This window comes from Nocardioides sp., assembly GCF_047607185.1.
Lineage (GTDB): Bacteria > Actinomycetota > Actinomycetes > Propionibacteriales > Nocardioidaceae > Nocardioides.
In genome coordinates this window covers 18,513-39,558 of sequence record NZ_JASGDQ010000074.1, presented here as the reverse complement: position 1 = coordinate 39,558, position 21,046 = coordinate 18,513, and the positions used below count along the sequence as shown (strand labels likewise).

Sequence of the window (21,046 nt, the reverse complement as noted above, 5' to 3'; positions counted from 1 at the left end):
GCACACTGTTGTTGTGAAAATCGACGAGGTGCCCGACCGGCGGACGCGTGAGCGTGTCGCCAGGTCCATCCTCGTCAATGGGCCGTCCACGGCGGCAGTGCTCGCCGAGCGGCTCGACCTGACCGCGGCGGCCGTGCGCCGGCATCTCGACCAGCTGGTGGCCGACGGCGTCGTCGAGCCACGCGACCAGCGCCAGGCCGGTCACCGCGGTCGCGGTCGTCCGGCCAAGGAGTTCGCGCTCACCGAGCACGGCCGGGAGACCAAGTTCGAGCAGCGGTACGACGACCTGGCCGCCTCGGCGCTGCGGTTCCTGCAGGAGACGGTGGGCGAGCAGGGCCTGGTGGCCTTCGCCGAGAAGCGTGCCGGCTTCATCCGGGAGCGGTTCGTGGCGGTCGCCGCGGCCGACCCGACGCTGAGTCCGGCCCAGGTGCTGGCCCGGGTCTTCACCGAGGAGGGCTACGCCGCCTCGGTCCGCGAGCTGCCGCTGGCGGGCGGCGCCGTCGGCGAGCAGCTGTGCCAGCAGCACTGTCCGGTCTCCCATGTCGCCAGCGAGTTCCCGCAGCTGTGCGAGGCGGAGACCGCCGCCATCGGCGAGGTGCTGGGCACCCACGTGCAGCGGCTCGCCACCATCGCGCACGGCGACGGCGTGTGCACCACCTGCATTCCCAACCCCGAGACAAGAGAGAAGGTCACTCGATGACATCCATCGAGGAGCTCAACCCGGAGCTGAAGGGCATCGGCCGCTACGAGTTCGGCTGGGCCGACAAGGACCTCGCGGGGGCCGAGGCGAAGCGCGGCCTCAACGAGGCCGTGGTGCGCGACATCAGCGCCAAGAAGTCCGAGCCCGCGTGGATGCTCGACCTGCGGCTGAAGGGGCTCAAGCTCTTCGGTCGCAAGCCGATGCCGACCTGGGGCTCGGACCTGTCCGGGATCGACTTCGACAACATCAAGTACTTCGTCCGCTCCACCGAGAAGCAGGCGGCCAGCTGGGACGAGCTGCCCGAGGACATCAAGAACACCTACGACAAGCTCGGCATCCCGGAGGCGGAGAAGCAGCGCCTGGTGGCCGGCGTCGCCGCACAGTACGAGTCGGAGGTCGTCTACCACCAGATCCGCGAGGACCTGGAGCAGCAGGGCGTGATCTTCCTCGACACCGACACCGCGCTCAAGGAGCACGAGGACATCTTCAAGGAGCACTTCGCCACGGTGATCCCGGTCGGCGACAACAAGTTCTCCGCGCTCAACTCCGCGGTGTGGTCGGGCGGCTCGTTCATCTACGTGCCCAAGGGCGTCCACGTGGACATCCCGCTGCAGGCCTACTTCCGGATCAACACCGAGAACATGGGTCAGTTCGAGCGGACCCTGATCATCGCCGACGAGGACTCCTACGTTCACTACGTCGAGGGCTGCACCGCGCCGATCTACTCCTCGGACTCGCTGCACTCCGCCGTCGTCGAGATCATCGTCAAGAAGAACGCTCGGGTCCGCTACACGACCATCCAGAACTGGTCCAACAACGTCTACAACCTGGTGACCAAGCGCGCCGTCTGCGAGGCCGGCGCCACCATGGAGTGGGTCGACGGCAATATCGGCTCCAAGGTCACCATGAAGTACCCCGCGGTCTACCTGATGGGCGAGCACGCCAAGGGCGAGACGCTCTCCATCGCGTTCGCCGGCGAGGGCCAGCACCAGGACGCCGGCGCCAAGATGGTGCACGCGGCGCCGCACACCTCCAGCTCCATCCTGTCCAAGTCCGTCGCCCGTGGCGGTGGCCGGACGTCGTACCGCGGGCTGATCCAGGTCAACGAGGGCGCCTACGGCAGCAAGTCCAATGTGCTGTGCGACGCGCTGCTGGTCGACCAGATCAGCCGCTCCGACACCTACCCCTACGTCGACATCCGCGAGGACGACGTCTCCATGGGCCACGAGGCGTCGGTCTCCAAGGTGAGCGACGACCAGCTCTTCTATCTCATGCAGCGCGGCCTGTCCGAGGACGAGGCGATGGCGATGATCGTGCGCGGCTTCGTCGAGCCGATCGCCAAGGAGCTGCCGATGGAGTACGCCCTGGAGCTCAACCGGCTCATCGAGCTGCAGATGGAAGGAGCCGTCGGGTGACGGTGCTGGACAGCATCAAGGACAGTCTCGAGCTGGACAAGGTCGACTCCCACCTCCACCCGGAGGGCTCCTTCTCGGTCGAGGACCACCCGGTCCCGACCGGTCGCGAGGAGATCTGGCGCTTCACCCCGCTGCGCCGGCTGCGCGGACTGCACGACGGCGCGCCGCTGGACGGTGACGGCGTCGAGACCAAGGCCGAGCTGCCCGCCGGGGTGACGATCGAGCGGATCGGTGCCGCCGACGCCCGCCGGGGCAGCAGCGGCTTCGTGCCGACCGACCGCATCGCCGCCCGCGTCTGGAACGACGCCTCGACGATCTGGGCGATCGACGTGGCCGCCGAGGCGGTGCTCGACGCGCCGACATACCTCACCGTGACCGGCACCGAGGCCGGCGTCGCGACGGCGACCCATGTCGTGCTGAGCGTCGGCGCCCACGCTCGCGCGACGGTCGTCTTCCGGTTCGAGGGCTCCGCCACGCTGGCCGACGACGTCGAGATCGTGGTCGGCGACGGCGCCCAGCTCACCGTCGTCTCCATCGACGACTGGGCCGACGACGCCGTCCACATCGGTCACCGGCACATCCGCGTCGGCCGCGACGCGACCTTCAAGCACGTCGACATCACCTTCGGCGGCGACCTGGTCCGCAACGACACCACGGCCGAGTACGCCGGCCCCGGCGGCGAGGTCGAGATGCTCGGCCTCTACTTCGCCGACGCAGGCCAGCACATCGAGCACCGGCTCTTCGTCGACCACACCGCGCCGCGGACGAAGTCCCACGTCGTCTACAAGGGAGCGTTGCAGGGCGACGGCGCCCACGCGGTCTGGATCGGCAACGTGCTGATCCGCAAGGTGGCCGAGGGCATCGAGACCTACGAGGAGAACCGCAACCTGATCCTCACCGACGGCGCCTTCGCCGACTCGGTCCCCAACCTGGAGATCGAGACCGGCGAGATCGAGGGCGCCGGCCACGCCTCGGCGACCGGCCGGTTCGACGACGAGCAGCTGTTCTACCTGCGCTCGCGCGGCATCGCCGAGGCCGACGCCCGGCGCCTGGTCGTGCACGGCTTCTTCAACGACCTGATCCGGCAGATCGACATCCCCGAGCTCGAGGAGAGGCTGGCCGCCACGGTCGAGGCCGAACTCGACAAGAACGTTTCGCAGACTGGAGAGAGCGCATGACCACCCTGGAGATCAAGGACCTGCACGTCTCGGTGGAGACCGAAGACGGTCCGAAGGCGATCCTCAAGGGGGTGACGCTGACCATCGGCAGCGGCGAGACTCACGCCATCATGGGGCCCAACGGCTCCGGCAAGTCGACGACCGCCTACTCCATCGCCGGACACCCGAAGTACGTCGTGACCGGTGGCGAGGTGCTCCTCGACGGGGAGAACGTCCTGGAGATGTCCGTCGACGAGCGCGCTCGCGCCGGTCTCTTCCTCGCCATGCAGTACCCCGTCGAGGTCCCGGGCGTCTCGATGGCCAACTTCCTGCGCACCGCCAAGACCGCGCTCGACGGCGAGGCGCCGAAGCTGCGCACCTGGGTCAAGGACGTCAACGGCGCGCTGGACCGGATGCACCTCGACCCGGCGTTCTCGCAGCGCTCGGTCAACGAGGGCTTCTCCGGTGGTGAGAAGAAGCGTGCCGAGATCGCTCAGCTGGACCTGCTCGACCCGAAGGTCGCGATCCTCGACGAGATCGACTCCGGTCTCGACATCGACGCGCTCAAGGTGGTCTCCGACGGCATCAACCGGTTCTCCGGCCGCGAGGACAGGGGCCTGCTGCTGATCACCCACTACACCCGGATCCTGCGCTACGTGAAGCCGGACTTCGTCCACGTCTTCGTCGACGGCCGGATCGCCGAGTCGGGCGGCCCCGAGCTGGCCGAGGAGCTCGAGGCCAACGGCTACGTCAAGTACGCCGGGGCGCCGGCCTGATGACTCTCGAGGGCCTGCTGCCCGAGCTCGAGGTGGTCCGCAAGGACTTCCCGATCCTGGAGCGCACCGTCCACGACGGGCTCCCGCTGGTCTACCTGGACTCGGCGAACACCTCGCAGAAGCCGCAGATCGTCATCGACACCATGGTCGATCACCTGGAGCACCACAACGCCAACGTGGCCCGGGCGATGCACACCCTCGGGGCGGAGTCGACCGAGGCGTTCGAGACGGCGCGCGACAAGGTGGCCGCATTCATCGGTGCTCCCGAGCGCAGCGAGGTGATCTTCACCAAGAACGCCTCCGAGGCGCTCAACCTGATCGCCAACACGATGGCGTGGCGGGGCGAGCACCAGGTCGGCGAGGGCGACGAGGTGGTCATCACCGAGATGGAGCACCACTCCAATATCGTGCCGTGGCAGCTCCTCACCGACCGGACCGGCGCGACGCTGCGCTGGTTCGGGCTGACCGACGAGGGCCAGCTCGACCTGAGCAACGCCGACGAGCTGATCAACGAGCGCACCGCGGTCGTGGCCTTCACCTGGGTGTCGAACATGCTGGGCACCATCAACCCGGTGGCCGAGCTCACCCGCCGCGCGCACGCCGTGGGCGCCCTGGCGATCGTCGACGCCTCACAGGCGGCGCCGCAACTGCCGATCGACCTGGCCGCGATGCCGGAGACGGACCGCCCCGACGCCGTGGTCTTCACCGGCCACAAGGTCGTCGGCCCTACCGGCATCGGCGTGCTGTGGGGCCGCCGTGGCCTCCTGGAGGGCCTGCCGCCCTTCCTCGGCGGCGGCGAGATGATCGAGACGGTCACCATGGAGCTGTCGACCTACGCCGGGATCCCGCACAAGTTCGAGGCCGGCACCCCGCCCATCGCGGAGGCGATCGGCCTCGGCGCCGCGGTGGAGTACCTCGGCCACATCGGGCTCGACGCCATCCACACCCACGAGCAGGCGATCACCGGCTACGCCCTCGACGGGCTGCGCACGGTCAAGGGCCTGAGGATCCTCGGGCCGCTCGACGCCGCCCAGCGCGGCGGCGCCATCTCCTTCGAGCTCGAGGGCGTCCACCCGCACGACATCGCGCAGATCGTCGACTCCCGTGGCGTCGCCGTACGGGCCGGCCACCACTGTGCCAAGCCGGCGCACGCGCGGTTCGGCGTCCAGGCCTCGACCCGGATGTCGTCCTACCTCTACACGACGCCGGAGGAGATCGACGCCCTCGTCGAGGCGCTGGAATACACCCGCTCCTACTTCCGGTTGGACTGAGGCCATGACGACTCAAGCCGACCTCGACGGGATGTATCAGGAGATCATCCTCGACCACTACAAGCACCCGCACGGCAAGGGCCTGCGCGCGGACTACGAGGCCGAGGTCCATCACGTCAACCCGACCTGCGGCGACGAGATCACGCTGCGCGTGCACCTCGATCACGGCGTCGTCGCGGACGTGTCGTACGACGCGCTCGGCTGCTCGATCTCGCAGGCCGCCGCGTCGGTGCTCTACGACCTCGTCGTCGGTAAGCCGGTCGAGGAGGCCCTGGCGATCCAGGAGGAGTTCCTCCGCCTGATGCAGGGCAAGGGCGCCGTCGAGCCCGACGAGGACGTGTTGGAGGACGGCATCGCGTTCGCCGGGGTGGCGAAGTTCCCCGCCCGGGTGAAGTGCGCGCTGCTGTCCTGGATGGCCTGGAAGGACGCCACCAGTCAGGTGCTGGCGAAGGAGAGCCGATGACCGAGCACACCCACGACCACTCGCATGATCACGCTCATGACCATGGGCACGGCGTCGGCATGGCCGTCACCGTGGCCGACGGCGCCAGCCTGAGCGTCGAGGACGTCACCGAGGCGATGAAGGACGTCGTCGACCCCGAGCTCGGCATCAACGTCGTCGACCTCGGTCTGGTCTACGGCGTACACATCTCGGAGTCCTCCGACGTGGTCCTCGACATGACGCTCACCTCGGCGGCCTGCCCGCTGACGGACATGATCCAGGACCAGACCAACGCCGCCCTGGAGGGCATGGCCGCCGACATCGCGATCAACTGGGTCTGGATGCCGCCGTGGGGCCCCGACAAGATCACCCCCGATGGCCGCGACCAGCTCCGGGCGCTCGGCTTCAACGTGTGACCTTGAGCCGCGAAGTCGCATCTCCATAGGCGGTAGCCGGTGCCGGTTCCGCGCCGTCTCTGCGCTATCGCCGCCGATGATGGCGCCGTGGCCGAGGTCGTGGCGTAGGGAGTCCAGGGAGATGGTGATGGTGATGGTGGTGGCGTCGCCGCCGTGGAGGGGGAGCCGGGTGGGGTCGAGTGTCTCCAGGAGTTGGCAGAGGGCCTGGCCGAGTCGGCGGGGATAGGGCAGCCGACCGGCGTGACTCTCGCCGGCCTGGTCGGTCTCACCGGCTCGATCGCCGGTCTGGCCGAATCCCTGGCGGGGGTTGGTGTAGGCGTGGAGGTAGGTCACGAGTCGGTGGGCGATGGGGTCGGGGAGCAGGCCGGTGGGCGGATCGCGGCGGCTACGGCGTGGTGGTCGCGGTCGAGGGCTATCGCGAGGGCGAGGTCGGCCCGGGCGTCCTCGGGCCGGCCGTGGGTGTGGGCGTGCAGCCAGGCGGTGACATCTCGGGCGGCGGTGGTCTCGGCGACATCGGCCGCGGCGGCGAGGACCCGCAGCTCGAGCTCGGCCATCTGGGACTTGAGTGCCGCCAGCCGGGTCAGCGCGGTGGCCTTCTCACTGGTGGTCATGAAGGTCGGGTTCACGTCAGCGACGTCCTTCAAAGCGGCGCCCACCGCGCCGACACACTCCAAGATCGGATGGGACACGAGCAGACACCTCCTCCAAGCACGCAGCAACAACACCTCTGCATCGCTCCTGGAGGCCCGGCACCCGGACTATTACCTACCCTCGCGACTGACGGACGTCTTTCGACGGGCCCGCAGGTCCCGCCACCTCAGATGAACCACCTACCGATAACCGTACGCCAGTTCGAACAATATGCCAACTAGATTGTGCCGAGCCGCCGGTCACGAGCTTGGCGTCAGCCGTCGAACGCCGGGAACCAGCAGGACGGCGAGCTCGCTCACCAGCATCACAGCGGCGACGACGAGCAGCCAGGTGTGAGTGCCGGCCAGGCCCGCGACCGGGCCGGTGAGGGCCAGGCCAAGCGGGCGGCAGACGAAGGAGCCGACGATGTCGATGGAGTAGACCCGTGACAGCTTCGCCGGATCGACGTGCTGTTGGATCGAGAGGTCCCACAGATAGTCGGAGATCTGCAGTCCGAAGCCGTGCAGCAGACCGGCAACGACGATCGGCCACAGTGAGTCGGAGAGGGCCATCGCGGCCGGGAACAGCGGTGTCAGGCAGAGGAAGCAGATCGAGACCAGCATCGGCCGTCGTACCGAGGTGAGCCGCAGGCAGGCCAGGCTGCCCACCATGAAGCCGGCCATCAGCGCGCCCATGGCAATGCCCCAGGCGGCGCGGCCGATGCCCTCGCCGACGACGATCGGGCCGAGGACCGACTGGGCGCCGCCGTACACGAGGTGATAGACGAGCGCCATCAGGATGTAGGACCACATCCAGGAGCGGTGCAGCACCTCGCGGAAGCCGTCGCCGATGTCGGCGATCATCGCCCCCCGGCGCTCGGGAGCCTGCTGCTCGACCCGGAGCAGGCCGTAACTGAGCGCCGCGACCAGGAAGGTCGCGGCGTCGATCGCGATCGACCAGCCGGGGCCGATCAGGCTGACGAGTACGCCGGCAACGGCATAGCCGAGTACGCCGGCCGCGGTCTGCAGGAACTGCCGGATGGCGACCGCGCCCGGCATTTGCCCCGGCGGGACCGTCAGCCGGGTCATCGCCTGGGAGCTGGGCTGGCTCAGTGCGCCGAGGCAGGCGGTGAGCGTGCCGCCCACGGTCAGTACGGCGATGCTGCCATGACCCGTCACCAGGATGGCGACGACGGCGACCTGCACGCCCGAGCAGGCGAGCGCCGAGCCCGCCATCATCAGCTTCCGGGCGATGCGGTCGCCGAGGACACCGCCGAAAAGCGAGGTGACCACCTGGGCGAGTGCGAACACGGCGACGACCAGACCCAGCTCGGTCGCCGAGCCGCCCAGGTCGAGGACCGCGAAGGCGAGCGCGATCGGCGTGATCGCATTGCCGAACTGGCTGGCGGTCGCTCCCGTCACCAGCAGCCGGAAGTCGCGGTGCCGCAGCGGTGAAAAGGCTCCGATCGGCACTCGCGGCATCCTGCACGGTCGACCCCACCTGGGCAACCGGGCGCCGTACTCCCACGCGCCGCAACTGCCCGCCGAGAACTGGTCCTGGCCACCTGAGCTGGGGCTCACCGCCGTTGCCGCGGTGATCCTCGCGCTCGCGTGGTTCCGCTTCTCGCGGCGCGATATCGGCTAGTTTGCCGTTCATGTGGCAGCCCGAGCCGGGGTGGTTGGCGTTCCCTGGAGGCACCGGCGCGTCGACCGTAGGCGTCTGGCGCGCCGCGGTCGGCGACCGCGCGGTCGTGGTCAAGCGGCTCGCGGCACCTGCCGAGCACGACCCGCCGGAGCTCTCCGACCCCCGACACTTCGCCTACTGGCGGCGGGAGGCCGACGTGGCGACGTACGGCCTCGTCGCCGCCACGCCCGGCCTGCGCGCACCGCTGACCGGCGTCGAGGAGGACGGCGACGGCATCACCATCACCCAGGACTGGGTCGAGGACGCCGCCAACAGCGGTCTCTTCGTCGCTCTGGCGATGGGTCGGTTCGCCGCGGCCGACCTCGGCCATGTCCGCTGGCTGGCCCGGGGCCAGCTCCGCGACCGGCTCGCCCGGGTCGAGCGGCGCGGCGGCTGGGAGACCATCGGGCGTACGACGGCCTCCGACATCGCCGACGCGCTGTGGCGCAAGCGCCGGCGGCTGCTCGACGCGCTCGACGAGCTGCCTCAGGTCGCCCAGCACGGTGACCCGGTGCCCGGCAATCTGCCCGGTCGCGCCGGCGACGACCTGATCGCCGTCGACTGGGGCTCGCTCGGCTACGGACCGGTCGGCGCCGACCTCGGCTACTACCTGCTGATGGCGCGCGAGGAGTTCGAGCCGCTGCTGGACGCCTACCTCCTCGGCCTCCCCGACGGGCTCGCGACCCGGGAGCAGGTCGTCCTCGGCGCCCAGATCACGGCCGTCTACACGGTCTTCACCCGCGCCGACTGGGCGCTGGCCCGGGTCGCCGGCGGCGAGGGCGCGCTGGCCGGCAAGTTCCGCCACCCGTCGGTGGCGCCGCACCTGCGGGCGCTGCAGCGGCAGCAGGCCGCGGTCGAGGCCCTGCTCGAACTATAACAGATCTGTTATGATATCCGTGTGAGCAGTTACGGTGGCGACCTGGTCCGGGAGGCGCGGCGACGCGCCTCCCTCTCGCAGACCACGCTGGCCGAGCGGGCGGGCACCACCCAGCCGGGCATCGCCCGGTGGGAGTCGGGGAGGACGGCGATCAGCTTCGACGACGTGATGCGGCTCATTCGCTTGTGCGGGTTCGACCTCGACGTGATGCTGGTGCCTGCCGACGACAGCGACCGGGCGCAGGCCGGCCGGCTCGCATCGCTGTCACCGCAGCAGCGGCTCGAGCGCCACGATCGGGTCGCGCGACAGCTGAGGGAGTTGCGAGGTGCCCGGAGAGCTTGATCTCGCCCGCCTGCTCGGGGTGCTGGAGTCGCACGGGGTGGACTACGTGCTGATCGGCGGCCTGGCGGCCGTCGTACACGGGTCTCCGTTTCCCACCGAGGACGCCGACATCACGCCGGCGGTGGTGCCGGACAACCTGTCCCGGCTCTCCGAGGCGCTGCGGGAGCTGGCAGCGCGCATCCGCACCGACGCGGCCCCGGACGGTCTGCCCTTCGACCACGACGGGGAGTCGCTGGTCGCCGCGCGCGTCTGGAACCTCACCACCGACGCGGGCGACCTCGACATCAGCTTCGTGCCTGACGGAACGACCGGGTTCGACGACCTCAAGCGTGACGCCGAATCGATGACCCTCTACGGCGCGACGGTCCGGATCGCCTCGCTCGCCGACGTCATCCGGTCCAAACAGGCGGCGAACCGGCCGAAGGACCAGCGCGCCCTCCCGACGCTGCGCGACCTGCTCGCGCTGAGCCGCTCGCAGCCGGGTCGGGAGTGAGTCTCACAGCGAGGTGGCGCTGAAGGTGTCGCACTCGTCCAGCGACTGCGCGCTCATCCCGGTCTTGAACCACTTCACCCGTTGTTCGGAGGAGCCGTGGGTCCAGCCCTCGGGGTTGGTGGCGCCGCCCATCCGCTGCTGGATGTAGTCGTCGCCGACCGTCGTCGCCGCGCCGATCGCCTCGGTGATGTCCTCGTCGGTGATGTCCTCGATGAGGGTGTTGCCGTCCTCGTCCGGGGTGGACTCGGCTGCGGCCGCCCAGACGCCGGCGAAGCAGTCGGCCTGCAGCTCGAGCCGCACCGAGTCGCTGGTCGGGCCCTGCTGGGTCTTCACCTGGCTCATGTAGCCGAGCAGGTTCTGGATGTGGTGGCCGTACTCGTGCGCGATGACATAGGCCCGCACGAACGGTGCGTCCTCGCCGCCGAGCTGGCCCTCGAAGATGTCGGTGTAGAACTGGGTGTCGAGGTAGATCGTCTGGTCGACCGGGCAGTAGAACGGGCCCATGTCCGAGGAGGCGCTGCCGCAGCCCTGTGTCTGCACGCCGCCGGTGAAGGTCACCACGCCCTGCTCGGCCTGGAACTTGCTGCCCAGCTTCTCGGACCAGAAGTCGTAGAGCGAGTTCTCGACCGCCACCAGCGCACAGTCGGAGCTGTTGTTGGCGTCCTCGCCGGTCGTGCAGCTGGCGTAGCGGTCGTCGCCGGCACTGGCGTCGGTCTGGAACCGGCTGGCGTTGAGCGAGGCGCCCGAGGTGGAGCCGCCCAGCACGCTGCCGAGGTCGACGGTGCCGGTGCACTGGCCGAGGAGCACCAGCACCAGCAGCACGACGACGCCGCCCGCGCCCATCTTGCCGGTCGGCAGCGGGATGCCGCCGCCGAGGCCACCGCCTCCGCTGCCGCTGCCCGCGTCGCTGGTGCGGCTGGTGTCGAGCCGCGCCTTCGGATTGAACCGCATCCGGACTACCCCCTGCCCGGCGCTCCGGGCCTTGATCGAAGATTCGGGGGTGGGGACCCCGAGCCATAGACTAGTGACCCTGATGATCACCGCCCACAACCTGGAAGTTCGCGTCGGTGCCAGGCTCCTCATGGAGAGCGTCAGCTTCCGGGTCGGACCGGGCGACAAGGTCGGCCTGGTCGGCCGCAACGGAGCCGGCAAGACCACACTCACCAAGGTGCTCGCCGGGGACCTGCTGCCCGCCTCCGGCTCCGTCAACCGCACCGGCGACATCGGCTACCTGCCGCAGGACCCGCGCGTCGGCGACCCCTCGATCCTGGTCAAGGACAGGATCCTGTCCGCGCGCGGCCTTGACGACGCCGTACGACGGATGCGGGCCGCCGAGGTCGAGATGGCCTCCGACGACCCGGCCGTCCGCGACCGCGCGATGAGGCGCTACCAGCGTGCCCACGACGAGCTCGACGCCGGTGGCGGCTACGCGGCCGAGGCCGAGGCGCTGCAGATGGCGCACGCGCTCGGCATCCCCGACCGGCTGATGGAGCAGCAGCTCGGCACCCTCTCCGGCGGCCAGCGCCGACGGGTGGAGCTGGTGCGCATCCTCTTCTCCGGTGCCGAGGTACTCATCCTCGACGAGCCCACCAACCACCTCGACGCCGACTCGATCATCTGGCTGCGCGACTGGATGAAGTCCTACAAGGGCGGCTTCATCGTCATCAGCCACGACAACGAGCTGCTCAAGGAGACCGTCAACAAGGTCTTCCACCTCGACGCCAACCGCGCGGTCATCGACGTCTACAACATGGGCTGGCGCAACTACCTCACCCAGCGCGAGACCGACGAGGCCCGCCGCAAGCGCGAGCTGATGAACGCCCAGAACAAGGCCAAGACCCTCACCGACCAGGCCAACAAGATGCGCGCCAAGGCCACCAAGGCGACCGCCGCGCAGAACATGCTCAAGCGCGCCGAGCGGCTGCTCGAGGGCGTGGAGGGGGAGCGCGCGGTCGACAAGGTGGCCGCGATCAAGTTCCCGACCCCGGCCGCCTCCGGCAAGACCCCGCTGACCGCGAAGGACCTGTCGAAGTCCTATGGCGCACTGGAGGTCTTCACCGCCGTCGACCTGGCCATCGACCGCGGCTCGCGGGTGGTGATCCTGGGTCTCAACGGTGCCGGCAAGACCACCATGCTGCGGATCCTGGCGGGTGTCGACAAGCCCGACACCGGTGAGGTGGTCCCCGGCCACGGCCTCAAGATCGGCTACTACGCCCAGGAGCACGAGACCCTCGACATCGGCCGCTCCGTGCTGGAGAACATGCAGTCGGCGGCGCCGGAGCTGACCGACACCGAGGCGCGCACCGTGCTCGGCGCGTTCCTGTTCAGCGGCGACGACGTGCACAAGCCGGCCGGGGTGCTCTCCGGCGGGGAGAAGACCCGGCTCGCGCTCGCCTCGCTGGTGGTCAGCGCGGCCAACGTGCTGCTGCTCGACGAGCCGACCAACAACCTCGACCCGGCCTCCCGCGAGGAGGTGCTCAACGCGATCCGCCGCTACGAGGGCGCGATCGTGCTGGTCACCCACGACGAGGGCGCGGTGCAGGCATTGGAGCCGGACCGGGTGCTGATCCTCCCCGACGGCGTCGAGGACCTCTGGAACGACTCCTACGCCGACCTAGTCTCGTTGGCCTGAGCGCTCGGCGCGCTCCTTCTCAGCGCGCTCCTTCTCGTAGGCTCCCCGGTAGGCCGCCTTCACCGCCCGCTTGCGGCTCGCCTTGGCGGTGCGGACGTCGTCTCGGTCCTGCCGGGCCCGATCGGTGGCGATCTGGTCGCCACGGCCGGTGCGCCACTCGTCGTAGAGCAGATAGCCGAAGCCGAAGATCGCCAGCAGCCCGAAGAACCACCACTGGAGCCCGTAGAAGAAGTGCGGACCGTTGCTCAGGTCGGGCAGTTCGGCGGCCACCAGCGGCTGATCGGCCGGCGGGTCCTCGGAGTGCAGATGCACCCAGCCGCCGTACGTCGGACGGCCGATCGCCGGCCCGGCGGTGACCGAGGAGAGCGCCCGGGTGGAGAGGTCGTCGACGCGAGTGCTGCCGCCGCTGCCGTCGGTCCGGACGTAGCCGGTGATGGTGACCGTGCCGCTCGGCGGTGCCGGCACCTCGGGCCGCTCGTCGTCGCCCTCGGTGTGCAGCCAGCCCCGGTCGACCAGCAGCGCCGAGCCGTCGGCGGTCACCAGCGGCACCACGACGTCGACGCCGGCGTCGCCATGGTCGGAGGTCCGGTAGCGCCAGATGATGGTGTGCTCGGTGTCGTAGACGCCGGTGGCGGTCACCAGCCGCCACTCGTCGGCCTTCGCGGCCGGCTGCCCCACACCCAGCACCTCGGCGACGGGCTCGGGGGTCTGGTGCTCGTTGGCCACGACGATCGCGTTGCTCTCCTTGCGATCCTCCAGCCGGTGGAACTGCCACCTGCCCAGCCACCAGGTCGCCCAGGCCACCAGCACGATGGCCAGTGCGAAGAGCACCCAGCGGCGGCTGAGCAGAAACCGGAACGACCGCACCACACGAGGCTAACCGTCTGCTGAGGAAGGCCCGCCGTCGGCCCGCCGCCCGCCTAGGGAAGCGCTGATCAATGGCGCCGTGGCGCGCAGCAGGCGGGATTGATCAGCGATTCCCTAGACTGGAGCGATGCAGGTGACGCCGCTGTCCGACGGCTTCGGCCGGGTCGCGACCGATCTCCGGGTCTCGCTGACCGACCGGTGCAACCTACGGTGCAGCTACTGTATGCCGGCCGAGGGGCTCGACTGGCTCCCGGGCGAGACCGTGCTGACCGACGACGAGGTCGTCCGGCTGATCACTATCGGCGTGGAGCGACTCGGCATCACCGAGGTCCGCTTCACCGGCGGCGAGCCGCTGGTCCGGCGTGGCCTGGTCGACATCGTCGCCCGCACTCACGCGCTCGGCGTCGAGACCATGCTGACCACCAACGGCCTCGGTCTGGCCCGTACCGCGGGCGCGCTCGCCGAGGCCGGACTCGACCGGATCAACGTGAGCATCGACAGCATCCGACCCGAGACGTTCGCCGCGGTGACCCGGCGCGACCGGCTGCACGACGTGGTCGACGGCCTGGAGGCGGCCAAGGCGGCCGGGCTCGGCCCGGTCAAGCTCAACGCCGTACTGCTGCGCGGCGTCAACGACGACCAGGCGCCCGAGCTGCTGGACTGGGCGATCGCCGCCGGCTATCAGCTGCGCTTCATCGAGCAGATGCCGCTCGACGCCCAGCATGGCTGGTCACGGGCGGAGATGATCACCGCCGAGGAGATCCAGGTGCGGCTCGAGAAGGAGTTCAGCCTCGAGCCGGCCGGGGAGCCGCGGGGGAGCGCGCCGGCGGAGCTGTTCCTGGTCGACGGCGGCCCGGCCACCGTCGGCATCATCGCCTCGGTGACCCGGCCGTTCTGCGGCGACTGCGACCGGGTGCGGCTCACCGCCGACGGTCAGGTCCGCAACTGCCTGTTCGCCCGCGAGGAGTCCGATCTGCGCACCGCGATGCGGGCCGGCGCCTCCGACGAGGAGCTCGCCGAGCGCTGGGTCGTCGCGATGGCCGGCAAGCGAGCCGGCCACGGCATCGACGACCCGACCTTCCTGCAGCCCTCCCGGCCGATGAGCGCCATCGGCGGTTGACAGGCCGGCCGAAAGGTCCCTGATGGCCCCTCGAAAGGTCCCAGATCGCCCTAGGACCCCTGGCTGTTCAATCCGGGGGCGGGGCAATCCGCGACGTCTCGCGGGGCAGTTTGCGACCTCTCGAGGGGCAATCAGGGACCTCTCGGCGGAGGGGGGATCAGTGGGGCTCGACTTCCTTGAGGAAGCCGCGCGAGCCCAGGAAGTCAGATAGTGACTGCTTGTGCGCCTCGCACGCCAGCCAGATCTTGCGGCGGTCAGGGTTGTGGATCTTGGGGTTGCTCCACCGCAGCTCCCAGGCGGCGACGGCCTGACAGCCCTTCGCCGAGCACAGGTCGAGCTCGGTCTTGTCGTCGAGGCTCACTCGTGGCGCCCGGGCGGGAGCTGCGGCCGGCCGTAGGGGCTGTCCATCAGCGTGAAGCCGTCGCCCTTGGTGTGGGCGGCGTTGGCCATCACGACGGCGACATAGGGGAGCACCAGCGCCAGCAGGATGAGCACCGGCCAGAGCCAGTGCAGCCCCGCGACGCCGGCGATCACCGCGCCGGCGAAGCAGACGACGCGGACCAGCATCGCGGTCAGGTAGCGGCGCTGCCGGGTCCTGATGTCGTCCTCGAGGCTCGACGAGGCGGTGGTGATCCGGATCGCCTCGTCCTTCCTGGTCATGGTCTCCATTCTAGTCGCGGCCCGGTGGGCCTGGTCGGCCGGTCGCGACTCGCCGGACGCTGCGCCATTCGGCCTACCTGCAAGTAATCACTACGGTCACAGACGTGACAACAGACTCACCTCGCTCGGTCCTGGTCACCGGCGGCAACCGGGGCATCGGTCGTGCCATCGCGGAGGCGTTCGTCGCCCGCGGCGACAAGGTGGCGGTCACCACCCGCAGCGGTGGGGCCCCGGCGGGTGCGCTGGACGTGCGCTGCGACATCACCGACCCGGCTCAGGTCGAGGCGGCCTACGCCGAGGTGGAGGCCGCCCACGGGCCCGTCGAGGTCCTGGTGGCGAACGCCGGCATCACCCACGACACGCTGCTGCTGCGGATGAGCGAGAGCGACTGGGACGAGGTCATCTCGACCAACCTGACCGGCTCCTTCCGGCTGGCGAAGCGGGCGGCGAAGGGGATGCTGCGGCTCCGCCGAGGCCGGATCATCTTCATCTCCAGCGTGGTGGGCCTGCTGGGCAGCGCCGGGCAGGTCAACTATGCCGCCTCGAAGGCGGGTCTGGTGGGCATGGCCAGATCGCTGGCCCGCGAGCTCGGCAGCCGGGGCATCACCGCCAACGTGGTGGCGCCGGGCTTCGTGGAGACCGACATGACCGACGTGCTGACCGACGAGCAGAAGGACGGCATCAGGAGCCAGGTGCCGTTGGGGCGCTACGCCCAGCCGGCGGAGATCGCCGACGCGGTGGTCTGGCTGGCGGACGCGGGCTATGTCACCGGGGCGGTCATCCCGGTCGACGGCGGACTAGGAATGGGGCACTGACATGGCTGGACTTCTCGAGGGCAAGCGCATCCTGGTCGCGGGGGTCACGATGGACTCCTCGATCGGCTTCGCGGCGGCCAAGGTCGCCCAGGAGCAGGGCGCCACGGTGCTCATCTCCAACTTCGGCCGGGCGCTGTCGATCACCCGGCGGATCGCCAAGCGGCTTCCCGTCGAGCCGCCGGTGCTGGAGCTCGACGTGACCGACCCGGAGCACCTGGCCGGCCTGGCCGACCAGGTGCGCGAGCATGTCGACGGCCTCGACGGGGTGGTGCACTCGATCGCCTACGGCAACCCCGAGACGCTGCTCGGCGGCAAGTTCCTCGACGGCCCCTGGGAGGACGTCGCCACGGCGATGCAGGTCTCGGTCTATTCCCTGAAGAGCCTCACTCAGGCATGCCGGCCGCTGCTCGCGCCCGGCGCCAGCGTGGTCGGGCTGACCTTCGACGCGACGGTGGCCTGGCCGGCGTACGACTGGATGGGCGTGGCGAAGGCCGGCCTGGAGTCCTGCGCCCGCTATCTGGCCCGCGATCTGGGCCCCGAGGGCATCAGGGTCAACCTGGTCTCGGCGGGCCCATTGCGCACCCTCGCGGCGAAGGCGATTCCCGGCTTCTCCGACCTCGAGGACATGTGGACCACCCGCGCGCCGCTGGGCTGGGACAACACCGACCAGGAGCCGACCGCGAAGGCGATCTGCGCGCTGTTGAGCGACTTCTTCCCGGCGACGACCGGCGAGATCGTCCACGTCGACGGCGGCTTCCACGCGATGGGCGCGTAGCGAGTCTGCCGCGTGCCGCGTCTCGCTACGCTGGACGGATGAGCACGCTCGTCGTCGTCCGCCACGCCAAGGCCGAGCAGTTCGGCCCCGCCGACCACGAGCGGGCACTGACCGAGCGGGGGCTCGCCGACGCGGCCGCGGCCGGCCGCTGGCTGGCCGGGCAGGGCATCGCGCCCGCCACCGCGCTGGTGTCCACGGCGCTACGGACCAGGCAGACCTGGTCGCAGCTGGCGCAGGCGGCGGGCTGGGACCTCGAGCCGTGGCTCGACAGCAGCCTGTACGCCGCCGACCCCGACACCGTGCTCGACCTGCTGCGCGCGCTCCCCGACGAGCCGGCGACGGTGGTCCTCGTCGGTCACAACCCGACGATGGCCTACCTCGCCCAGCTGCTCGACGACGGTACGTCGGGCCGGCTGATGGGGGAGTTCGCCACCAGCGCCATCGCCGTCCTCTCCTACGACGGCGGCTGGGCCGACCTCGACGCGGGCTCCTGCCGGCTGGCGGACTTCCACCTCGCGCGCGGCTGAGGACGCCGGCTCACAGCGGCGCGACGGCCCCCATTGCCTCGTCGAGCAGCGCTGCCAGATCCGCACCGGGATGCTCGGCCCACTCCTGCTGGGCGACCTCCAAGCAGCCCAGTGCGCTGATGGTCACGGCAAGCGCGGCGATCTCCGAGGCGCCCTCCGGCAGCCGCTGGGCGACGTGCGGGAGGAGCTGCTGGGTCCAGCGGCGCCGCCACTCCTCGACGATGGCCCGCACCGGGTCCTCGGCGTACAGCATGAGCTGCAGCCGTCGTGACACCGCCGCATGGGAGGACTGGCGGCGCGCCAGCACGTCGAAGGCGGCCCGCAGCGCCGGCCAGGCCGGCTCGTCGGCCGGCCGCGCCGCGAGCACGCGCTCCAGCTCACTGGTCGACTCCAGCATCCGCTTGAGGACGAGGTCGTCCTTGCTCGCGAAATAGCGGAAGAACGTGCGCCGCGACATCCCGGCCGCGGCCGCGATCTGGTCGACGGTGGTGGCCGCGAAGCCATGCTCGGAGAAGAGCCGCCAGGCGTGACGCTGCACCTCCGCCCGGACCGCCTCACGGGCGGTCTCGCGCAGGGAGGTCGGGCTGTCGCGGATCGTCGTCATCGGGACCGACATTAACATCATGTGACATAGAGCGCCATGACTGGCACGTGGTGACATGTATGGCCTACAGTGCAGGTCATACCCATTCAGGACTCATGAAGGAGACCCATGTCTCACGAGCAGCTCGGCATCACCGACGAGGAGATCGCCGCGCACACCAGCCCCGGCCGCGCCCGGCTGCAACTCCTCGTCGTCGGCCTCGGCGCCCTCGTCGTATCGCTGGCCCAGTCGATGCTGATTCCGGTCCTGGGCGAACTGCCCGAGGTTCTGGACACCTCCACCAGCGCGGTGGGCTGGCTGTTGACCTCCACCCTGCTGGTCGCGGCGGTGTCGGTGCCGATCATGGGCCGACTCGGCGACATGTTCGGCAAGCGACTGCTGCTACTCGTGGCGATCGGCTCGTTGCTGGCCGGTTCGCTGGTGGCCGCGGTGACCAGCAATGTCGCCCTGCTCATCGCCGCCCGCGCGATCCAGGGCGCCTCGGCGGCGGCCATCCCGCTCGGCATCAGCCTGCTGGCGGGCCTGCTTCCCCGGGAGCGGGTCGGCTCGGGTGTCGCGCTGATCAGCGCGATGCTCGGCGTCGGTGGTGCCCTCGGCCTGCCGCTGGCCGGCTTCGTGGCCGAGCACGCGGACTTCCACGCGCTGTTCTGGATCATGGCCGGCGCCAGCTTCGTCGCCTTCGTCGGCATCCTGATGCTCGTGCCGGAGTCTCCGGACCGCAGCGGTGGTCGCGTCGACGTGCTCGGTGGAGTGCTGCTGGGCGCCGGCCTGGTGTGCCTGATGCTGCCGCTGAGCCAGAGCTCGGACTGGGGCTGGGGCTCGGCCAAGGTGTGGATCCTGCTGGCGGGCGCCGCGGTGCTGCTGGTCGTCTTCGGCTGGACCCAGACCCGGGTGCGCGAGCCGCTGGTCGACCTGAGCGCGCTGAGCCGCCGCCCGATCGTGCTCGCCAACCTCGCCTCGATCCTGTTCGGCTTCGCCCTGTTCGCCTCGTTCATCGGAACCGCGGCGTACGTCGAGGCGCCGGAGGCCACCGGCTACGGCTTCGGCTCCAGCCTGCTGGTCGGCGGCCTGGCGATGCTGCCCAGCGGCCTGATGATGCTGGTGCTGGCCCCGGTGGCCGCGCGGCTGATCAGCTCGCGTGGTGGCCCGCAGACGCTGGCGCTCGGCGCGGTCGTCGTCGCTCTCGGGTTCCTCGCCCGGATCACCGTCCACGAGCACCTGTGGCAGGTCATCGTGGGCTCCACGATCATCGGCATGGGCACCGGCATCGGCTACGCGGCGCTGCCCTCGATCATCAACGCGCACACGCCGCCGCACGAGCTGGCCGCGGCCAACGGCCTCAACGCGCTCTTCCGCAGCCTGGGCAGCTCCCTGGCCTCCGCGATCGGCACCAGTCTGCTGGCCGGCAGCGTGGTGGTCCTGGGCGAGGTCGCGTTGCCGTCCCTGACCGCCTACCGGGAGCTGTTCGCGCTGTGCGGCGGCGCCTCCGTGCTGGCCGCGCTGGTGGCGCTGACGATCCCGCATCGGGCCGCGGCCTGAGAGCGCGTTTGAGAACTCGGCCTGGGCCTCGCTCCGGCCACGACCGTCACGGTGACGGCCGTGGCCGGAGGTGTCAGACCGGGGGCGCGGGGGTGATGTAGCCCGCCTCGGCGTCGGCCGCCTCGATCTCCTCGCGGGTGATGCCCAGCAGATACATGATCGTGTCGAGATAGGGGACGTTGACCGAGGTGTGCGCACGCGCCCGTACGACGGGCCGGGCGTTGTAGGCGATGCCGAGGCCGGCCGCGGAGAGCATGTCGAGGTCGTTGGCGCCGTCGCCGATCGCGACGGTGGCCGACTCGGGGATGCCGATCTCGGCGGCGAATTCCCGCAGCGCCCGGGCCTTCCCGGCCCGGTCCACGACCTGGCCGACGATGCCGCCGGTGAGCACCCCGTCGACGATCTCGAGCTCGTTGGCGCGGGAGTAGTGGATGCCCAGCTCCTCGGCGAGCCGGCTGGTGATCTGGCTGAAGCCGCCCGAGACGATCGCGAACCGGTAGCCGAGCCGGCGCAGCGTGCGGACCAGGGTGCGCGCCCCGGGGTTGAGCTGGATGGCGTCGTACACCTCGTCGAGGGCGGTGGCGGGCACCCCCTTGAGCAGCGCTACCCGTGCCCGCAGCGACTCCTCGAAGTCGAGCTCGCCGCGCATGGCGCGCTCGGTGACCTCCGCGACCTCGGCCTCGCAGCCGGCGTGGGCGGCGAGCATCTCGATGACCTCGCCCTGGATCAGCGTGGAGTCGACGTCCATGACGATGAGCCGCATACCGTGCCGCAGGATGTTGGCCGGCTGCACCGCGACGTCGACGCCCTGGGCGGCGGCCTCGGTGGCGAGCAGGGCCCGCAGTCGGCCCAGGTCGCCGGCATCGGTGCCGGAGAGCTGCAGCTCGATGGCGGTCACGGGATAGCGGGCCATCCGCTGGATCCGGTCGATATTGGCGCCACTGTCGGCGATCCGGCCGGCGATGGCGGCCATCGCCGAGGCGCGCAGCGGACTGCCGATGACGGTCACGTGGGCCCGGCCCCTCGGCCGGGAGCCGGAGTCGCCCTCGCCGCGCTCGATCTCGACGCTCATGCCGAGGTCGTCGGCGGTGGCAGTCACCGCGTCACGCAGCCGGCGCTCGTCGCGAGGCACGGTCACCAGCAGGCCCAGGATCAGCCGGCCCCGGAGCACGATCTGCTCGATGTCGACGACCTCGACCCCGGCGAGGGAGAGCGTCGAGAACAGCGAGGACGTCACGCCGGGCCGGTCGCGCCCGGTGAGCGTGATGAGCAGGGTGTCGGGGCGCTGGTCCATGTCGGGACGTA

24 protein-coding genes are annotated in these 21,046 nt (G+C 70.3%); 16 read left to right on the top strand and 8 right to left on the bottom strand.

Annotated features, from left to right (window positions below):
- Window positions 1-13: 13 nt before the first annotated feature.
- Genes QM595_RS08575 through QM595_RS08545 form a run of 7 tightly spaced genes read left to right on the top strand, consistent with a single transcriptional unit; the run spans window position 14 to window position 6,177 of the window.
- On the top strand, window positions 14-700 hold the full coding sequence (locus tag QM595_RS08575) for a helix-turn-helix transcriptional regulator (RefSeq protein ID WP_415171129.1): 687 nt from the start codon (window positions 14-16) through the stop codon (window positions 698-700).
- Window positions 697-2,115: a Fe-S cluster assembly protein SufB gene (gene sufB, locus QM595_RS08570; RefSeq protein ID WP_415171128.1), complete on the top strand. Its 1,419-nt coding sequence runs from the start codon at window positions 697-699 to the stop codon at window positions 2,113-2,115. Before QM595_RS08575 ends, sufB begins: the two co-directional genes overlap by 4 nt.
- A complete protein-coding gene (sufD, locus tag QM595_RS08565; RefSeq protein ID WP_415171127.1) occupies window positions 2,112-3,293 on the top strand; it encodes a Fe-S cluster assembly protein SufD in 1,182 nt (393 codons plus the stop codon). Before sufB ends, sufD begins: the two co-directional genes overlap by 4 nt.
- Window positions 3,290-4,048, top strand: coding sequence for a Fe-S cluster assembly ATPase SufC (sufC, locus tag QM595_RS08560; RefSeq protein ID WP_415171126.1), 759 nt, complete (start codon window positions 3,290-3,292; stop codon window positions 4,046-4,048). Before sufD ends, sufC begins: the two co-directional genes overlap by 4 nt.
- Window positions 4,048-5,319 (top strand): cysteine desulfurase, encoded by a 1,272-nt coding sequence (locus tag QM595_RS08555; RefSeq protein WP_415171125.1) that lies wholly within the window; start codon window positions 4,048-4,050, stop codon window positions 5,317-5,319. Before sufC ends, QM595_RS08555 begins: the two co-directional genes overlap by 1 nt.
- 4 nt (window positions 5,320-5,323) lie before the next feature.
- A complete protein-coding gene (gene sufU / locus QM595_RS08550) occupies window positions 5,324-5,782 on the top strand; it encodes a Fe-S cluster assembly sulfur transfer protein SufU (protein WP_415171124.1) in 459 nt (152 codons plus the stop codon).
- Between the two features lie 59 nt (window positions 5,783-5,841).
- The gene (locus QM595_RS08545; RefSeq protein WP_415171142.1) at window positions 5,842-6,177 is read left to right on the top strand and encodes a metal-sulfur cluster assembly factor; all 336 of its coding nucleotides are present in this window, start codon (window positions 5,842-5,844) and stop codon (window positions 6,175-6,177) included.
- A gap of 329 nt (window positions 6,178-6,506) precedes the next feature.
- Here the strand turns inward: QM595_RS08545 and QM595_RS08540 are convergent, their stop codons facing one another.
- Window positions 6,507-6,866 carry a hypothetical protein gene (locus QM595_RS08540; RefSeq protein ID WP_415171123.1) on the bottom strand — a complete coding sequence of 120 codons (360 nt, stop codon included), beginning with the start codon at window positions 6,864-6,866 and terminating at the stop codon, window positions 6,507-6,509.
- A gap of 201 nt (window positions 6,867-7,067) precedes the next feature.
- Entirely contained in the window at window positions 7,068-8,288 is a 1,221-nt protein-coding gene (locus tag QM595_RS08535) for an MFS transporter (protein WP_415171122.1), read from the bottom strand.
- Between the two features lie 173 nt (window positions 8,289-8,461).
- Here QM595_RS08535 and QM595_RS08530 point away from each other — a divergent pair, with 173 nt between their 5' ends.
- The 3 genes from QM595_RS08530 to QM595_RS08520 are packed head-to-tail and all read left to right on the top strand — an operon-like array spanning window position 8,462 to window position 10,202.
- The gene (locus tag QM595_RS08530) at window positions 8,462-9,367 is read left to right on the top strand and encodes a phosphotransferase (RefSeq protein ID WP_415171121.1); all 906 of its coding nucleotides are present in this window, start codon (window positions 8,462-8,464) and stop codon (window positions 9,365-9,367) included.
- A gap of 21 nt (window positions 9,368-9,388) precedes the next feature.
- Entirely contained in the window at window positions 9,389-9,709 is a 321-nt protein-coding gene (locus QM595_RS08525) for a helix-turn-helix domain-containing protein (protein WP_415171120.1), read from the top strand.
- The gene (locus QM595_RS08520; RefSeq protein WP_415171119.1) at window positions 9,693-10,202 is read left to right on the top strand and encodes a hypothetical protein; all 510 of its coding nucleotides are present in this window, start codon (window positions 9,693-9,695) and stop codon (window positions 10,200-10,202) included. The genes QM595_RS08525 and QM595_RS08520 overlap by 17 nt, the downstream gene beginning before the upstream one ends.
- A gap of 3 nt (window positions 10,203-10,205) precedes the next feature.
- Here QM595_RS08520 and QM595_RS08515 read toward each other — a convergent pair whose 3' ends face one another.
- Window positions 10,206-11,153 carry a neutral zinc metallopeptidase gene (locus QM595_RS08515; RefSeq protein ID WP_415171118.1) on the bottom strand — a complete coding sequence of 316 codons (948 nt, stop codon included), beginning with the start codon at window positions 11,151-11,153 and terminating at the stop codon, window positions 10,206-10,208.
- Window positions 11,154-11,235: 82 nt separating this feature from the next.
- On the opposite strand from QM595_RS08515, the gene QM595_RS08510 reads away from it, so the two are divergent.
- The gene (locus QM595_RS08510; RefSeq protein WP_415171117.1) at window positions 11,236-12,834 is read left to right on the top strand and encodes an ABC-F family ATP-binding cassette domain-containing protein; all 1,599 of its coding nucleotides are present in this window, start codon (window positions 11,236-11,238) and stop codon (window positions 12,832-12,834) included.
- Here QM595_RS08510 and QM595_RS08505 read toward each other — a convergent pair.
- Window positions 12,817-13,701 (bottom strand): SURF1 family protein, encoded by an 885-nt coding sequence (locus tag QM595_RS08505; protein ID WP_415171116.1) that lies wholly within the window; start codon window positions 13,699-13,701, stop codon window positions 12,817-12,819. The genes QM595_RS08510 and QM595_RS08505 overlap by 18 nt on opposite strands.
- Window positions 13,702-13,828: 127 nt before the next feature.
- Between QM595_RS08505 and moaA the strand changes: the two genes are divergently transcribed.
- Window positions 13,829-14,821: a GTP 3',8-cyclase MoaA gene (gene moaA, locus QM595_RS08500; RefSeq protein WP_415171115.1), complete on the top strand. Its 993-nt coding sequence runs from the start codon at window positions 13,829-13,831 to the stop codon at window positions 14,819-14,821.
- Window positions 14,822-14,978: 157 nt separating this feature from the next.
- On the opposite strand, the gene QM595_RS08495 is transcribed toward moaA, so the two are convergent.
- Together QM595_RS08495 and QM595_RS08490 are read right to left on the bottom strand one after the other, a co-directional pair.
- Complete coding sequence (locus QM595_RS08495) at window positions 14,979-15,182, bottom strand: acetone carboxylase (RefSeq protein ID WP_415171114.1); 204 nt, start codon at window positions 15,180-15,182, stop codon at window positions 14,979-14,981.
- Window positions 15,179-15,481, bottom strand: a complete 303-nt coding sequence (locus QM595_RS08490) for a DUF3099 domain-containing protein (RefSeq protein ID WP_415171113.1) — start codon at window positions 15,479-15,481, stop codon at window positions 15,179-15,181. Before QM595_RS08490 ends, QM595_RS08495 begins: the two co-directional genes overlap by 4 nt.
- A gap of 104 nt (window positions 15,482-15,585) precedes the next feature.
- On the opposite strand from QM595_RS08490, the gene fabG reads away from it, so the two are divergent.
- The 3 genes from fabG to QM595_RS08475 are packed head-to-tail and all read left to right on the top strand — an operon-like array spanning window position 15,586 to window position 17,598.
- Window positions 15,586-16,296, top strand: a complete 711-nt coding sequence (gene fabG / locus QM595_RS08485; RefSeq protein WP_415171112.1) for a 3-oxoacyl-ACP reductase FabG — start codon at window positions 15,586-15,588, stop codon at window positions 16,294-16,296.
- Between the two features lies 1 nt (window position 16,297).
- Window positions 16,298-17,071: an enoyl-ACP reductase FabI gene (gene fabI / locus QM595_RS08480; protein WP_415171111.1), complete on the top strand. Its 774-nt coding sequence runs from the start codon at window positions 16,298-16,300 to the stop codon at window positions 17,069-17,071.
- Window positions 17,072-17,109: 38 nt separating this feature from the next.
- Entirely contained in the window at window positions 17,110-17,598 is a 489-nt protein-coding gene (locus QM595_RS08475) for a SixA phosphatase family protein (RefSeq protein ID WP_415171110.1), read from the top strand.
- Between the two features lie 10 nt (window positions 17,599-17,608).
- Here QM595_RS08475 and QM595_RS08470 read toward each other — a convergent pair whose 3' ends face one another.
- Window positions 17,609-18,202 (bottom strand): TetR family transcriptional regulator, encoded by a 594-nt coding sequence (locus tag QM595_RS08470; RefSeq protein ID WP_415171109.1) that lies wholly within the window; start codon window positions 18,200-18,202, stop codon window positions 17,609-17,611.
- A gap of 108 nt (window positions 18,203-18,310) precedes the next feature.
- Here QM595_RS08470 and QM595_RS08465 point away from each other — a divergent pair, with 108 nt between their 5' ends.
- Entirely contained in the window at window positions 18,311-19,741 is a 1,431-nt protein-coding gene (locus QM595_RS08465) for an MFS transporter (RefSeq protein ID WP_415171108.1), read from the top strand.
- Window positions 19,742-19,814: 73 nt separating this feature from the next.
- Here QM595_RS08465 and serB read toward each other — a convergent pair whose 3' ends face one another.
- On the bottom strand, window positions 19,815-21,035 hold the full coding sequence (serB, locus tag QM595_RS08460; protein ID WP_415171107.1) for a phosphoserine phosphatase SerB: 1,221 nt from the start codon (window positions 21,033-21,035) through the stop codon (window positions 19,815-19,817).
- Window positions 21,036-21,046 lie beyond the last annotated feature (11 nt).

Coding starts and splice junctions, on each gene's coding strand:
- sufB (WP_415171128.1), top strand. CDS start 697: ATGACATCCATCGAGGAGCTCAACCCGGAGCTGAAGGGCATCGGCCGC.
- sufC (WP_415171126.1), top strand. CDS start 3,290: ATGACCACCCTGGAGATCAAGGACCTGCACGTCTCGGTGGAGACCGAA.
- QM595_RS08555 (WP_415171125.1), top strand. CDS start 4,048: ATGACTCTCGAGGGCCTGCTGCCCGAGCTCGAGGTGGTCCGCAAGGAC.
- sufU (WP_415171124.1), top strand. CDS start 5,324: ATGACGACTCAAGCCGACCTCGACGGGATGTATCAGGAGATCATCCTC.
- QM595_RS08545 (WP_415171142.1), top strand. CDS start 5,842: ATGGCCGTCACCGTGGCCGACGGCGCCAGCCTGAGCGTCGAGGACGTC.
- QM595_RS08535 (WP_415171122.1), bottom strand. CDS start 8,288: ATGCCGCGAGTGCCGATCGGAGCCTTTTCACCGCTGCGGCACCGCGAC.
- QM595_RS08530 (WP_415171121.1), top strand. CDS start 8,462: ATGTGGCAGCCCGAGCCGGGGTGGTTGGCGTTCCCTGGAGGCACCGGC.
- QM595_RS08515 (WP_415171118.1), bottom strand. CDS start 11,153: ATGCGGTTCAATCCGAAGGCGCGGCTCGACACCAGCCGCACCAGCGAC.
- QM595_RS08510 (WP_415171117.1), top strand. CDS start 11,236: ATGATCACCGCCCACAACCTGGAAGTTCGCGTCGGTGCCAGGCTCCTC.
- moaA (WP_415171115.1), top strand. CDS start 13,829: ATGCAGGTGACGCCGCTGTCCGACGGCTTCGGCCGGGTCGCGACCGAT.
- QM595_RS08490 (WP_415171113.1), bottom strand. CDS start 15,481: ATGACCAGGAAGGACGAGGCGATCCGGATCACCACCGCCTCGTCGAGC.
- fabI (WP_415171111.1), top strand. CDS start 16,298: ATGGCTGGACTTCTCGAGGGCAAGCGCATCCTGGTCGCGGGGGTCACG.
- QM595_RS08475 (WP_415171110.1), top strand. CDS start 17,110: ATGAGCACGCTCGTCGTCGTCCGCCACGCCAAGGCCGAGCAGTTCGGC.
- QM595_RS08470 (WP_415171109.1), bottom strand. CDS start 18,202: ATGACGACGATCCGCGACAGCCCGACCTCCCTGCGCGAGACCGCCCGT.
- QM595_RS08465 (WP_415171108.1), top strand. CDS start 18,311: ATGTCTCACGAGCAGCTCGGCATCACCGACGAGGAGATCGCCGCGCAC.
- serB (WP_415171107.1), bottom strand. CDS start 21,035: ATGGACCAGCGCCCCGACACCCTGCTCATCACGCTCACCGGGCGCGAC.